This window comes from Rhodobacter capsulatus (assembly GCF_003254295.1).
Taxonomy (GTDB): Bacteria; Pseudomonadota; Alphaproteobacteria; order Rhodobacterales; family Rhodobacteraceae; genus Rhodobacter; species Rhodobacter capsulatus.
Genome location: NZ_QKZO01000003.1, coordinates 34,882 through 48,762 on the forward strand (window position 1 = coordinate 34,882; position 13,881 = coordinate 48,762).

Below are 13,881 nucleotides of genomic sequence, written 5' to 3' on the forward strand. Positions count from 1 at the left end.
GCGAAAAGGGCGCCCGATCCGAGCGCCCTTTGCTTTCATCTTGCCAAAAATACCTCACGGGGGTGCGGGGGTGTGAAACCCCCGCCGCCGCCCGGTCAGCCCGCGATCCGGTCCAGAATCCGCGCCCAGCTGCGGATGCCCTTGTGGAAGCTTTCCAGATCGTATTTCTCGTTCGGGCTGTGGATCTGGTCGTCGTCCTTGCCGAAACCGATCAGCATCGCATCCATGCCGAGGATGTCCTTGAAATAGCCCGCGATCGGGATCGAGCCGCCGCAGCCGACGAAAGCCGCGGGCACGCCCCATTCCTCGGTCAGCGCGGCGCGGGCGGCGTCAAACGCCGGGTCGTCGATCGCCATCACCGAGGCTGGCGAGCCGTTCGGCGCCTTCCACTCGAGCCGGACATCGGGGGGCAGCTGCGCCTCGATCCAGGATTTGAACGACGCGAGGATCTTTTCGGGTTCCTGTTTCGACACCAGACGGAAGCTGACCTTGGCGCTGGCCTCGGCGGGCAGCACGGTCTTGAAGCCCGCGCCGGTATAGCCGCCCCAGATGCCGTTGATTTCCGCCGTGGGCCGCGACCAGATCTGTTCGAGCGGCGTGCGATCCTGTTCGCCCGCGGGCTGGCTCAGCCCGACCCCGCCGAGGAAGGCGGCGTGGTCGAAGCCAAGGCCCTGCCACTGCGCCCGCACGGCCTCGGGCAGCTCCGCCACATCGTCGTAAAAGCCCGGCACGGTGACCCGGCCCTGCGCGTCGTGCAGCTGCCCGAGGATGCGCGTCAGCACCCGGATCGGGTTGATCGCGGCACCGCCGAAACTGCCCGAATGCAGGTCCTTGTCGGCCGCCTTCAGGGTGAATTCGATCTTCGCCAGCCCGCGCAGCATCGTCACCACCGCGGGCACCTTGTCGGCGAAAAGCCCGGTGTCGCAGATCAGCGCGAGCGAGGCCTGCCCCAGCTCCTCGGCATTGTCCTTCAGGAACGGGATGAGCGAGGGCGAGCCCGATTCTTCCTCGCCCTCGAAGAAGATCGTCAGGTTGCCGGGCAGGGTGCCATGCACCTCTTTCCAGGCCCGGCAGGCTTCGACGAAGGTCATCAGCTGGCCCTTGTCATCGGCGGCGCCGCGGCCGCGGATCACCACGCCTTTCGCCGTTTCCTCAAGCGCCGGATCGAACGGGTCACGATCCCAAAGCTCAATCGGATCAATCGGTTGCACGTCATAGTGCCCGTAGAACAGGATGTGCCGCCCGGGGCCCGCATGCCGCGCCACCACCATCGGATGGCCGGGGGTGGGCCGCGCCGAGGCGGTGAAGCCAAGCGATTTCAGCTCCTGCACCAGCCAGGCGGCGGCGCGGGCGCAATCGCCCTCAAAGGCGGGGTCGGTGGAGATCGAGGCGATGCGCAAAAGGTCAAGCAACCTGTCGCAGGCGTCGGGCAGAGTGTCGTCGATACGGGCAAGAACGGCGTCGAGTGTCATTGAAGGGCCTCCATGGGGCGAGCCTAGCAGCGCTTGCCGGGCATGGCCAGAGCCCGGGCTGCGGGCGTGGGGGGCAGGCTGGGGGGCGGCATCGGGCGCGCAAGAAAATGATGCACCGGGATGCGACAATTTAGAACTCCCATTTTTTGGGCGATGCGCGTAAACCTGTTGCCGCCGGACAGGGCCGCAGAGCCGACCCGGCGATCCACAACCAAGTGCTCAAAGCCAGGGGTGACAGACATGGACTACAATCTCGCGCTCGACAAAGCGATCCAGAAGCTCCACGACGAGGGACGTTACCGCACGTTCATCGACATCGAACGCGAGAAGGGCGCCTTCCCCAAGGCGCAGTGGAACCGCCCCGATGGCGGCAAGCAGGACATCACCGTCTGGTGCGGCAACGACTATCTGGGCATGGGCCAGCACCCGGTCGTTCTGGCCGCGATGCATGAGGCGCTGGAAGCGGTCGGGGCCGGGTCGGGTGGCACCCGCAACATCTCGGGCACCACGGCCTATCACCGCCGCCTTGAGGCCGAGATCGCCGATCTGCACCAGAAAGAAGCCGCGCTGGTCTTTTCCTCGGCCTACAACGCCAATGACGCCACGCTTTCGACCCTGCGCGTGCTCTTCCCCGGCCTGATCATCTATTCCGACAGCCTGAACCACGCCTCGATGATCGAGGGGATCAAGCGCAATGCCGGGCCGAAGCGGATCTTCCGTCACAATGACGTCGCGCATCTGCGCGAGCTGATCGCCGCCGATGATCCGGCCGCGCCGAAGCTGATCGCCTTCGAATCGGTCTATTCGATGGATGGCGACTTCGGCCCGATCAAGGAAATCTGCGACATCGCCGAGGAATTCGGCGCGCTGACCTATATCGACGAAGTCCATGCCGTCGGCATGTATGGCCCCCGCGGCGCGGGCGTGGCGGAACGCGACGGTCTGATGCATCGCATCGACATCTTCAACGGCACGCTGGCGAAAGCCTACGGCGTCTTCGGCGGCTATATCGCCGCTTCGGCGCGGATGGTCGATGCCGTGCGCTCCTATGCGCCGGGCTTCATCTTCTCGACCTCGCTGCCGCCGGCGATCGCCGCGGGCGCGCAGGCCTCGATCGCCTTCCTGAAAACCGCCGAAGGGCAGAAGCTGCGCGACGCGCAACAGATGCACGCCAAGGTTCTCAAGATGCGGCTCAAGGCGCTCGGCATGCCGATCATCGACCACGGCAGCCACATCGTTCCGGTGGTCATCGGCGACCCCGTGCACACCAAGGCGGTGTCGGACATGCTCTTGTCGGATTACGGCGTTTACGTGCAGCCGATCAACTTCCCGACGGTGCCGCGCGGCACCGAACGGCTGCGCTTCACCCCCTCGCCGGTGCATGATCTCAAGCAGATCGACGGGCTCGTTCATGCCATGGATCTGCTCTGGGCGCGCTGTGCGCTGAATCGCGCCGAGGCCTCTGCCTGAGCCATTCTGCGGATGCACCGCCCTCGGGATTATGCTAGGAATTCGTCAAGAATTCGGGACCGACAGGTTCGAATCGGACAAACCACACCGAGGGCGGGACAGGCAGATGATCAGGTGGAAGGGCAACCCTTCGACGCAGGTTGAGGCCGCGCAAAAAGGCTTTGACGACTTCGACATGAAGCTTGGCGACATGCTTCGCGGCGAACGTGCGACCCTGTCGAAATCGCTGCTTGATGTGCAGCGCGAGTTGCGCATCAAGGCGGTCTATATCGCCGCCATCGAGAATTGCGACCCCGGCGCCTTCGAAAGCCCGTCCTTCATCGCGGGCTTCGTGCGGTCTTATGCGCGCTATCTGGGGCTGGACCCCGACTGGGCCTTTGACCGCTTCTGCAAGGAATCGGGCTTCACCCCCACGCATGGTCTGGCGGCTGCCGCCTCGGGGCCGAAAGCGCCGCGCCGCGCCGATCTGGCCAGCTCGCTGGCCAATCCCAATGCCTCCTTCATCCCGAAACAGGCGCCGATCTGGACCAAGATCGACCCGCGCGCCGTGGGCTCGCTTGCCGTCGTGGTGATGGTCGCGGGCGGCATCGGCTATGGCGCCTGGTCGGTGCTGCAGGAGGTGCAGCGCGTGCAGCTGACCCCGGTCGAACAGGCCCCGGGCGTCGTGGCCGAGATCGATCCGCTGCAGCCCGTCGCCTCGGTCGAGGTGGCCACTGCGGCCGATGTGCTGCCCGCCGATGTGCTGCCCAATGCCGCCACCGAAGAGGCCTTTGACCGGCTTTATCGCCCCGCCGCGCTGGAAACCCCGGTGCTGATCGCCCGTGACGGTCCGATTGCCGCGATCGACCCGCGCGAGGCGGGCGTGCTGCCCGGCACGGCGCAGGCGATGACCAGCGCGCCGATGGTTCTGGCCGAGGCCGGGGCAACGGCGGCCGCGCCCGGTCAGCTGCCGGTCGTGCATGCGCTGGGGGCTGGCGCCGCCGAGGTCGAGGTTCTGGCGGTGCGGCCCTCCTGGGTGCGGATCACCGCCTCGGACGGGTCGGTGATCTTCGAGAAGGTGATGGATGCGGGCGAGCGCTTCGCCGTGCCGAAGCTGGAAGAGCCGCCGAAGCTGCGCACCGGGGAATCGGGCGCGATCTATTTCGCGGTGAACGGCGTCGCGCATGGGCCGGTGGGCTCGAAGGGCGCGGTGACGAAGAATGTCGAGCTGTCGGCGCCATCGCTGGGCGCGGCCTATGCGGTGGCCGACATGGCCGCCGATCGCGATCTGGCAAAGATGGTCGCGGTGGCCGATGCCTCCTCGGTCGTGCCGGGAACGCCCGAGCAGTAACAGTCTTTCGAACGCGACAAAGCGGCCGTTGCCCTTGGGCGACGGCTGACCTATTTGTGGGGCAGCTGAACGGAGGCCTTCCCATGTCGCTCAATCCCCATCGTCCGTGGCGGAACATCACCCGCCGTCCCTCGCGCCAGATCTGGGTCGGCAAGGTGCCGGTGGGGGGCGATGCGCCGATCTCGGTGCAGACGATGACCAACACCATCACCTCGGACGTCAAGGCGACGCTGGGGCAGGTGCTGCGCGCCGCCGATGTGGGCGCCGATATCGTCCGCGTCTCGGTGCCCGATGAAGACGCGACGCGCGCGCTGAAGGAAATCTGCCGCGAAAGCCCGGTGCCGATCGTGGCCGACATCCATTTCCATTACAAGCGCGCGATCGAGGCGGCCGAGGCGGGCGCGGCCTGTCTGCGCATCAACCCGGGCAATATCGGCGACGAAAGCCGCGTGCGCGAGGTGATCAAGGCCGCCAAGGATCACGGCTGCTCGATGCGGATCGGGGTCAATGCGGGCTCGCTGGAAAAGCACCTCCTGGACAAATACGGCGAACCCTGCCCGGAGGCGATGCTGGAAAGCGGCATGGATCACATCAAGATCCTGCAGGACAATGATTTTCACGAATTCAAGATCTCGGTGAAGGCCTCGGACGTGTTCCTGGCTGCCGCCGCCTATACCGCGCTGGCCGAGACCACCGATGCGCCGATCCATCTGGGCATCACCGAAGCCGGGGGCCTGATGGCGGGCACGGTGAAATCGGCGGTGGGTCTGGGCAATCTGCTCTGGGCGGGCATCGGCGACACGATCCGCGTCAGCCTTTCGGCCGATCCGGTCGAAGAGGTGAAGGTCGGCTACGAGATCCTGAAATCGCTCGGCCTGCGCACCCGCGGCGTGCAGATCATCTCCTGCCCCAGCTGCGCGCGGCAGGGGTTCGACGTGATCAAGACGGTGGATGCGCTGGAAAAACGCCTCGAGCATATCAAGACGCCGATGTCGCTCTCGATCATCGGTTGCGTGGTGAACGGCCCCGGCGAGGCGCTGATGACCGATATCGGCTTCACCGGCGGCGGCGCGGGCTCGGGCATGGTCTATCTGGCGGGCAAGCAAAGCCACCGGCTGTCGAACGAGCAGATGATCGACGAGATCGTGCGGATGGTCGAGGATCGCGCGGCAGAGCTTGCGGCGGCGGAGCAGGCGGCGGAATGACCCCCGCCTGAGCGGAAGTCACGGCGCGTCCCGAAAGGGGCGCGCCGTTGCGTTTCAGACCAGCGCGCCCTCGACCAGACGGGTCTTGCCGCCCAGATAGGGATGCAGCACTTCGGGCAGGATGACGGAGCCGTCCTCTTGCTGGCCGTTTTCCAGCACCGCGATCAGGCAGCGCCCGACGGCCAGGCCCGATCCGTTCAGCGTCGCGACGAAATCCGGCTTGCCGCCCGTGGCGGGCTTGTAGCGCCCGTTCATCCGTCGCGCCTGGAATTGCCCGCAGGTCGAGACCGAGGAAATCTCGCGGAAGCAGTTCTGCCCCGGCAGCCAGACTTCAAGGTCATGGGTCTTTTGCGACCCGAAGCCCATGTCGCCGGTGCACAGAACGATGCGGCGATAGGGCAGGCGAAGGGCTTCCAGCACGGCTTCCGCGCAGCCGGTCATCCGTTCATGTTCGGCCAGCGCGTCTTCGGGGCGGCAGATCGTCACCATCTCGACCTTCTCGAACTGGTGCTGGCGCAGCATCCCCGCCGTGTCCTTGCCCGCAGACCCGGCCTCGGAGCGGAAGCAGTTCGTATGCGCGGTCATCCGGCAGGGCAGGGCGGCCTCGTCCCAGATCTCGCCCGCGATGAAATTCGTCAGCGTCACCTCGGCCGTCGGGATCATCCACCAGCCGTTCGTGGTCTCATAGCTGTCCTCGGCGAATTTCGGCAGTTGCCCGGTGCCCAGCATCGCCTCGGCGCGGACCAGAACCGGGGTGATCGCCTCGGTCAGCCCATGCGTGTCGACATGCAGATCGAGCATGAATTGCGCCAGCGCCCGGTGCACCCGGGCGACGCCCGCGCGCAGGACAACGAAGCGCGCGCCCGAAAGCTTCGCCGCGGTTTCGAAATCCATCGCCTTGCCCACGGCGGAAAGCTGATAATGTTCAAGGGGTTTGAAGGCGAAGCTCGGGATATTGCCCCAGCGTTTCACCTCGACATTGCCCGCCTCGTCCGCGCCTTCGGGCACTTCGGCCAAAGGCGCGTTCGGAATCAGCATCAGCCGGTCGCGCAACTCGGCATCCAGCCGCCCGGCCTCGGCCTGCATCGCCGCGACTTCGGATTTCTTCTCCGCCACCAGCGCCCGCAGCCGTTCGAATTCGGCCGTGTCGCCCTTGGCCTTGGCGGCGCCGACCTCTTTCGCGGCGGCATTTTGCGCGGCTTGCGCGGTCTCGGCCGCCAGGATCGCGGCGCGGCGCCGTTCATCCAGCGCCAGCACCTCGGCCGAAAGCGGCGGCAGGCTGCGGCGGGCCAGATCGGCGTCGAATTGGGCGGGGTTGTCGCGGATCGCGCGGATGTCGTGCATGGGGCTCACCTGTCGCAAGGGGTTGGCTTCGCGTTTAGCACAATTGCGACCCGAGAAAAGCCCCGGCGCGACCTCTGTTTCGGGCGAAAAGGGAAAGGCACTGCCTTTCCCCGCCCGCAGCGTCCGGTTGCGGCATGACCGGTGCAACCCGCACGACAGAGGGCGGCGACCGCCCCGGCGGGCGAGAAGCGCCCGCCATGGGCGGGGCGGGCGCTGCCCGAGGGCCTTTGGGCCCTCGGGGGTCACGGGGCTTCTGTCGCGCAGGGCCAAGGCGATGGCCTTGGTCAAAGTGATTTACGGTTTGACACATTCAAAACGCGGAATGTAAAAGGGATCAACCGATCGTCCAAAGGGAGATGCCGCGATGAAAGCTTTCGTCCTGCTCATGGCGCTTTGCGCGCTGGGGCTGCCGCGACTGGCCCTGGCCGAGGGTGCCTTTGCCGTGGCGCCGACCGAGGTGACCGACTGGAAGACCGTCTATGGCCAGATCGAGGCCAAGGACATGATCCCGGCGCGGGCGCGGCTGGGCGGCACGCTGGTGTCGCTGACCGTGTCCGAGGGCGATCTGGTCACCGCGGGACAGGAGCTGGGCAAGGTCGTCGATGCGAAGATCGCCTTTCAGATCAACGCCATCGACGCGCAGATCTCGGCGCTCGGCAGCCAGTTGAAGAATGCGCAGAACGACCTGACCCGGGGCGAGGCGCTGAAAGCGCGCGGCGTGATGACGGCGCAGGCCTATGACGCGCTGAAGACGCAGGTCAGCGTGCTGACCCAGCAGATCGAGGCGCAAAAGGCCTCGCGGCAGGTGACCGAACAGGCCGCGACCGAGGGCGCGGTGCTGGCGCCGATCGCCGGGCGGGTGCTGGAGGTGCCTGTTGCGCGCGGCGCGGTGGTGATGGCGGGGGAAACCGTGGCGACGGTGGGCGGCGGCGGGGTGTTCCTGCGGCTGTCGGTGCCCGAACGTTTCGCGGCGACGTTGCATGCGGGCGACGCCATCGCGATCGAGGCGGCAAGCGGCGCGATCAGCGGCAAGCTGGCCAAGGTCTATCCGACGATTGCCGGGGGTCGTGTCAATGCCGACGTGGAAGTGCCTGATCTGAAATCGGATTTCGTCGGCGAGCGGGTGCTGGTCAAGCTGCCGCTTGCCCGCCGTCAGGCCTTCATCGTGCCCTTCGAACTTTTGCACACCCGCTCGGGGCTTGATTTCCTGCGCGTCAGGGCGGGCGATGCGGTGATCGAACGCGCCGTGGTTCCCGGCCCGAAACAGGTGATCGACGGGGTGGAGATGGTCGAGATCGTCTCGGGCCTGTCGGGCGGCGAGGAGGTTCTGGGCGATGAATGATCCGGTGCAAGACGATCTGCCCACCGCGGGGCTGGGCCTTGCGGGCCGTCTGACCAAGGGCTTCATCGGCTCGGCGCTGACGCCCTTGTTCGTGCTGGCGGCGCTGGCCGTCGGGCTGGTGGCGCTCGGCGCGCTGCCGCGCGAGGAAGAGCCGCAGATCTCGGTTCCGATGGTCGATATCCATCTTCAGGCGCCCGGCCTGAAGGCGGAAGACGCGATGAAGCTTGTCACCGAGCCGATGGAGACGATCATCACCTCGATCAACGAGGTGGAGCATGTCTACAGCCAGACGAATGACGATGCCGCGCTGGTGATGGCGCGGTTCATCGTCGGCACCTCGTCGGATGCGGCGATCCTGCGCGTGCATGAAAAGGTCAAGGCGAACCTCGACCGCATCCCCAAGGGCATCCCCGAGCCGATCATCGTCGGCCGCGGCATCGACGATGTGGCGATCATGTCGCTGACGCTCTCGGGCAAGCCCGGCACCCAGATCGGCGCGGCCGATCTGACCCGGATCGCGCGCGAATTGCAGACCGAGGTGACGAAGATCGAAAACGTCGGTCTCACCTATATCGTCGGCGAGGCGCGCGAGGCGATCCGCATCGCCCCCGACCCGGAGCGGCTGGCGCTTTACGGCATCACGCTGCAGCAGTTGTCCAACAAGGTCGAGCAGGCGAACCGCAGCTTTTCGACCGGCCGCCTGCGCGATCAGGGCCAACAGATCGACCTTGTGGCGGGCAAGACGCTGACGGCACCGGCCGAGATCGCCGGGCTTTTGCTGACCGCCCGCGACGGGCGGCCCGTCTATGTTGCCGATGTGGCCGATGTCGCCTATGTGCCCGATACCTCGGAACATCTGGTGGCGAATGTCACCCGCGACGGCGAGACCCTGCACCGCTCCCCCGCCGTCACGCTGGCGATTGCCAAACGCGCCGGGGCGAATGCGGTGATCGTGGGTGAAAAGATCCATGAGCGGCTGGCGGAGCTGGAAGGCAGCCTGATCCCCGAGAGCGTCGATCTGGCCTTCACCCGCGACTATGGCGAGACGGCGAATGAAAAGGCCAATGAGCTGCTCTTCCACTTGGGCCTTGCGACGATTTCCATCATCGCGCTGGTGTTCTTTGCCATCGGCTGGCGGGAAAGCATCGTCGTGGCCATCGTCATCCCGGTGACGATCCTGCTCACGCTTTTCGCCGCCAATGCGATGGGCTTCACCCTGAACCGGGTCAGCCTGTTCGCGCTGATCTTTTCCATCGGCATTCTGGTCGATGACGCCATCGTGGTGATCGAGAACATCGCCCGGCACTGGGCGATGCCGGGGCCGGGGTCGCGCGTGCGCAAGGCGATCGAGGCGGTGGCCGAGGTCGGCAACCCGACCATCGTCGCCACGCTGACCGTGGTTGCGGCGCTTTTGCCGATGCTGGCCGTGGCCGGGCTGATGGGGCCCTACATGTCGCCCATCCCCTCGGTCGCCTCGGCGGCGATGGTGTTTTCGTTTTTCGTCGCGGTGATCATCACCCCCTGGCTGATGGTGAAGATCGCGGGGCGGGCCGACATGTCGGGCCATGAGGGCGGCGCCCATGCCCATGGCGGCAAGCTTGGCGCGATCTATGCCCGCGTGGCGCGGCCGGTGCTGGCCACGAAACGCTCGGCGTGGATGTTCCTTCTGGCCACGATCGTTCTCTCCTTCGGCTCGCTCGGCCTGCTTTACACCCAGGATGTCACCGTCAAGCTCTTGCCCTTTGACAACAAATCCGAACTGAGCGTGGTGATCGACCTGCCCGAGGGCTCCTCGGTCGAGGCGACGGATGCGGTGGCGCAGCAGGTGGCGGCGGCGGTGACGCGCCTGCCCGAGGTGATCTCGGTGCAGACCCATGCGGGCACGGCCTCGCCCTTCAACTTCAACGGCCTGGTGCGGCATTACTACCTGCGCGGCCGCCCGTGGGAAGGCGACGTGCAGATCAACCTTGCGGGCAAGGATGATCGCGACCGCACCAGCCACGAGATCGCGCTGCAAGTGCGCCAGATCGTGACCGCCCTGCCGCTGCCTGCGGGGACCGTGCTGAAGACGGTCGAGCCGCCGCCCGGGCCCCCCGTCATCGCCACGCTTCTGGCCGAGGTCTACGGACCCGATGCCGAGACCCGGCGCGCGGCGGCGGCGCAGATCGAGGCGGCTTTCCGCGCGGTGCCCTTCATCGTCGATGTGGACACGAGTTTCGGCGAACAGGCGCGCCGACTGCGCGCGACGATCGACCCCGACAATCTGGAATTCTACGCGGTCGAGGAAAGCGATGTCTTTGACACGCTGGGGCTTTTGAACGGCCAGACCACGGTCGGCTATTCGCATCGGGGGCAGGAACGGATGCCCTTGCCGATCGTGATGGAACGGGCCAAGGGCGCGAAGGTGATGGATGCGGCGACGCTCTCGACGCCCATTCCGGCCAATGTCCTGCCCGGCGCGCGTGGCGTGGTGGAGCTGGGCGATGTCGTCACGGTGCGCCCCGAGATGAGCAGCTTCCCGATCTTTCGCCACAACGGCCGCGCCGCCGAGATGGTGACGGCGGAACTGGCGGGCAGTTTCGAGGCGCCGCTTTACGGCATGCTGGCCGTGGGGGACGCGATCGAGGCGATGGACTGGGCCCCGGGCACGAAACCCGAGATCAGCCTGCATGGCCAGCCCGAGGATGAAAGCCATGTGACGCTGCTTTGGGACGGCGAATGGGAGGTGACCTGGGTCACCTTCCGCGACATGGGCGGCGCCTTCGGCATCGCGCTGGTGGGCATCTACATTCTGGTGGTGGCGCAGTTCGGCTCGTTCCGGCTGCCGCTGGTGGTTCTGACGCCGGTGCCGCTGACGTTCCTCGGCATCATGCTGGGTCACATGATGTTTTCGGCGCCGTTTTCCGCCACCTCGATGATCGGCTTCATCGCGCTGGCGGGGATCATCGTGCGCAACTCGATCCTGCTCGTCGATTTCATCCGCCACGCCGACCGCGCGGGCAAGACCGAGATCGAGATCCTGATCGAGGCGGGTTCGATCCGCTTCAAGCCGATCCTGCTCACCGCGGTGGCGGCGATGATCGGGGCGGCGGTGATCCTGTTCGATCCGATTTTTCAGGGGCTTGCCATTTCGCTGCTGTTCGGGCTGCTCAGCTCGACGCTGCTGACGGTTCTGGTGATCCCGGCGATCTATCGCATCTTCAAGACCTGAGGGCCCGCACAGGCCCCGAAAGCGCCCCCGACCCCCGGGGGCGCCTTTCTTTCCGGGCTGCGACACTCTGACATTTCCGGCAAAGGACATGCGACGTAATGTCGCATACGAATTTTGTACCGACTCTCGCGCAAAGGCGTAACGTGGTCTTATCGCACGCAGGCGATGTCATGAAGGAGGCTTGATGGATATGAATAATCTTGATCCGGTTTCTGTTCTGACGCTGATGTTCAAGGGCGCTGCCAAGCGGTAACAGGCTGATGCCTGACCGGTTTGAACACGCGAAATGGTCCGAAAAGACAGTGCGTCGTGGATGTGGGTCATGGTGGTCCGCAGGCGTGAGGGATGTTGATTCGGCCTCGCCTCAAACGCGGTAAATGCCCGGCGAATGCCGCCTGCAAGCACTTCGGAAGTCAGTCATCCGGATGAATCCTATACAGGGGGCCGGTTCCGCTTGCGGAGCCGGTCTTTGGCGTTTGAACGCCGCGCGCGCCATCGGCAGGGGCCGCATGCGGTTCCGTCCACGCCGACGCGCAACCTGCTGTTGCGAGCACATCGAAACGTCGAGGCCCCCGGAGGCTGCGCATCCGCAGGTTCCGAGGGAACCGCGCCGGAAGGAGGGGGCAGGATCTGCGACCTCTCGGCCGTGATTTCCCGCCCAGTGTCGGGACGGTCGGTTTCGGGGCGCCCGGTGTCGAGACAGCGGCGGGCTTCAGTCGCCCGAACAGAATTGCTCGTAGACCGTCTGCACCACGCGGGCGGCGCGCGGATCGGAGAGCGAATAATAGATCGTCTTGCCCTCGCGCCGGCTTTGCACCAGCCCCTCGAGCCGCAACCGCGCCAGTTGCTGGCTGACCGCCGCCTGCCTTGTGGACAGCCGGGTTTCCAGCTCGGTCACCGATTTCTCGCCCGAGGCGAGATAGCACATGATCATCAGCCGCCCTTCATGGGCCAGCGCCTTGAGCAGGTTCGAGGCCGCCCGCGCCCGCGTCGCCATCTCCTCGGCGTCCAGCGCCGCGCAGCGCTCGTCCGTCGCGGCGGCGGTCCTGGCAGCGGTCTCGGGATCGAAGTCTTCTTGCGGGTCTTGGGCAGTATCCATCGCCAAGGCGGCTTCCTCGTGGTCGCAGGTCGGGGGCATCGGATGGCCATAGCACGGCTGCGGCGCGGAATCGAGAGCGGCGTGAGGCAGGTGTCCGGGGGGCGGGGGGCTCAGGCTTCGAGCGGATCGCGCCCGGCGGCGCGGGCGGCAAGCGCGCGGCGCAGACGGGTGCCCGCCTCGCGCAGCGCCACGAACAGGATGAAGCCGACCGCAAGCGCGTCGAAACCGGGGAAGTCCATCTGATCCCTGCCTTGGCTGTGAAGTCCCGCCCGTGGTGCGGCATGATTGTGGCGCAACCGGGGCAAGGGTGGGGAATAACCGCGTCACGCCGCGCCGCGCGGGGGCTTGACCGCGGCCGCGCGGCGCGGCTTTGTGGGGCGGACCCGCCATCTCGGCGGCCCCATCCTGCGAGGGCGCATGCTGCACGCCTACAAGCCGCTGCCGCGCGGGCTCGCCCGCCTCGGCCAGCAAAGCCCGACCGAGATCGGCGCCGATCTGGAACAGGCGTTCTGGATCGATCTTTACCGTCCGCTGGACAGCCAGGTGACGGCGGTGGCGGCGCTGGGCGTCGAGGTGCCGACGCTGGCCGACATGGAAGAGATCGAGATCTCGAACCGGCTTTACCGCGAGGAGGGGGTGGATGTGATGACCGTGGTGCTGCCCGGTCACACGCCCGCGGGCGAGCATATCTCGGGGCCGGTCAGCTTCATCCTGTCGCCCGCGCGGCTGGTGACGGTGCGCCACCACGCGCCGCGCAGCTTTGCCACCTATCCCGACCGGGCCGAGCGCACGACGGCGGGCTGCCGCACGCCCGAGCGGATCTTTCTGGGGCTGATCGAGGAAATCGTCGCGCGGCAGGCCGATCTGCTCGAGGCCTCGGGGCGGGCGCTGGATCAGGTCTCGGCGCGGGTGCTGGGCGAGGCGCGCGCGCCCGAGCTGAAGGTGGCGCTGGGCGAGGTGGGCAAGCAGGGGGAGCTTCTGGGCCATATCCGGCTCGCGCTTCTGACGCTGGAACGGGCCTTGTCGTTCTATGACCAGAGCCTTGTGACGCATCCGCAGGGGGGCGAGCTGCGGCCTCTCGCCAAGGCGCTGATGCGCGACATTACGGCGCTGGCGGTGCATAACGACTATCTGTCCTCGCGGGTGTCGCTGACCGTTGATGCGACGCTGGGCATGATCAATCTGGCGCAGAACAACACGGTGCGGATCCTGTCGGTGGTGACCGCGCTGTTCCTGCCGCCGACGCTGATCGCCTCGGCCTATGGGATGAACTTTGCCAACATGCCGGAGCTGAACCAGTCCTGGGGCTATCCCTTCGCGCTGGCGCTGATGCTGGCCTCGGCCCTTCTGTCCTGGGCCTTCTTCAAATGGAAGGACTGGCTTTAGGGATTGCGCCCTCGCGCGGCTC

The 13,881-nt window shown here is 66.5% G+C and carries 10 protein-coding genes; 6 read left to right on the top strand and 4 right to left on the bottom strand.

Annotated elements, in window-relative coordinates; genetic code table 11:
* Positions 1-95 precede the first annotated feature (95 nt).
* Positions 96-1,472 carry a M20/M25/M40 family metallo-hydrolase gene (locus LY44_RS04855; RefSeq protein WP_055210648.1) on the bottom strand — a complete coding sequence of 459 codons (1,377 nt, stop codon included), beginning with the start codon at positions 1,470-1,472 and terminating at the stop codon, positions 96-98.
* 240 nt (positions 1,473-1,712) lie between these two features.
* Here LY44_RS04855 and hemA point away from each other — a divergent pair, with 240 nt between their 5' ends.
* The 3 genes from hemA to ispG all read left to right on the top strand — a co-directional run bounded on the left by hemA (position 1,713) and on the right by ispG (position 5,477).
* On the top strand, positions 1,713-2,942 hold the full coding sequence (hemA, locus tag LY44_RS04860) for a 5-aminolevulinate synthase (RefSeq protein WP_055210649.1): 1,230 nt from the start codon (positions 1,713-1,715) through the stop codon (positions 2,940-2,942).
* Positions 2,943-3,048: 106 nt separating this feature from the next.
* Positions 3,049-4,272, top strand: a complete 1,224-nt coding sequence (locus tag LY44_RS04865; protein ID WP_055210651.1) for a helix-turn-helix domain-containing protein — start codon at positions 3,049-3,051, stop codon at positions 4,270-4,272.
* An 83-nt stretch (positions 4,273-4,355) separates the two neighbouring features.
* A complete protein-coding gene (ispG, locus tag LY44_RS04870; protein ID WP_055210653.1) occupies positions 4,356-5,477 on the top strand; it encodes a flavodoxin-dependent (E)-4-hydroxy-3-methylbut-2-enyl-diphosphate synthase in 1,122 nt (373 codons plus the stop codon).
* Between the two features lie 54 nt (positions 5,478-5,531).
* Here ispG and serS read toward each other — a convergent pair whose 3' ends face one another.
* The gene (gene serS / locus LY44_RS04875; protein ID WP_055210655.1) at positions 5,532-6,821 is read right to left on the bottom strand and encodes a serine--tRNA ligase; all 1,290 of its coding nucleotides are present in this window, start codon (positions 6,819-6,821) and stop codon (positions 5,532-5,534) included.
* Positions 6,822-7,185: 364 nt separating this feature from the next.
* On the opposite strand from serS, the gene LY44_RS04880 reads away from it, so the two are divergent.
* On the top strand, positions 7,186-8,163 hold the full coding sequence (locus LY44_RS04880) for an efflux RND transporter periplasmic adaptor subunit (RefSeq protein WP_055210657.1): 978 nt from the start codon (positions 7,186-7,188) through the stop codon (positions 8,161-8,163).
* Entirely contained in the window at positions 8,156-11,374 is a 3,219-nt protein-coding gene (locus tag LY44_RS04885) for an efflux RND transporter permease subunit (RefSeq protein ID WP_055210659.1), read from the top strand. The genes LY44_RS04880 and LY44_RS04885 overlap by 8 nt, the downstream gene beginning before the upstream one ends.
* Positions 11,375-12,086: 712 nt before the next feature.
* Here the strand turns inward: LY44_RS04885 and LY44_RS04890 are convergent.
* Together LY44_RS04890 and LY44_RS18415 are read right to left on the bottom strand one after the other, a co-directional pair.
* Positions 12,087-12,512, bottom strand: coding sequence for an ArsR/SmtB family transcription factor (locus tag LY44_RS04890; protein ID WP_394325852.1), 426 nt, complete (start codon positions 12,510-12,512; stop codon positions 12,087-12,089).
* A gap of 71 nt (positions 12,513-12,583) precedes the next feature.
* Positions 12,584-12,712, bottom strand: a complete 129-nt coding sequence (locus tag LY44_RS18415) for a hypothetical protein (protein ID WP_262985708.1) — start codon at positions 12,710-12,712, stop codon at positions 12,584-12,586.
* A 178-nt stretch (positions 12,713-12,890) separates the two neighbouring features.
* Between LY44_RS18415 and LY44_RS04895 the strand changes: the two genes are divergently transcribed.
* On the top strand, positions 12,891-13,859 hold the full coding sequence (locus LY44_RS04895; protein WP_055210661.1) for a magnesium transporter CorA family protein: 969 nt from the start codon (positions 12,891-12,893) through the stop codon (positions 13,857-13,859).
* Positions 13,860-13,881 lie beyond the last annotated feature (22 nt).

Coding starts and splice junctions, on each gene's coding strand:
- LY44_RS04855 (WP_055210648.1), bottom strand. CDS start 1,472: ATGACACTCGACGCCGTTCTTGCCCGTATCGACGACACTCTGCCCGAC.
- hemA (WP_055210649.1), top strand. CDS start 1,713: ATGGACTACAATCTCGCGCTCGACAAAGCGATCCAGAAGCTCCACGAC.
- LY44_RS04865 (WP_055210651.1), top strand. CDS start 3,049: ATGATCAGGTGGAAGGGCAACCCTTCGACGCAGGTTGAGGCCGCGCAA.
- ispG (WP_055210653.1), top strand. CDS start 4,356: ATGTCGCTCAATCCCCATCGTCCGTGGCGGAACATCACCCGCCGTCCC.
- serS (WP_055210655.1), bottom strand. CDS start 6,821: ATGCACGACATCCGCGCGATCCGCGACAACCCCGCCCAATTCGACGCC.
- LY44_RS04880 (WP_055210657.1), top strand. CDS start 7,186: ATGAAAGCTTTCGTCCTGCTCATGGCGCTTTGCGCGCTGGGGCTGCCG.
- LY44_RS04885 (WP_055210659.1), top strand. CDS start 8,156: ATGAATGATCCGGTGCAAGACGATCTGCCCACCGCGGGGCTGGGCCTT.
- LY44_RS04890 (WP_394325852.1), bottom strand. CDS start 12,512: ATGCCCCCGACCTGCGACCACGAGGAAGCCGCCTTGGCGATGGATACT.
- LY44_RS18415 (WP_262985708.1), bottom strand. CDS start 12,712: ATGGACTTCCCCGGTTTCGACGCGCTTGCGGTCGGCTTCATCCTGTTC.
- LY44_RS04895 (WP_055210661.1), top strand. CDS start 12,891: ATGCTGCACGCCTACAAGCCGCTGCCGCGCGGGCTCGCCCGCCTCGGC.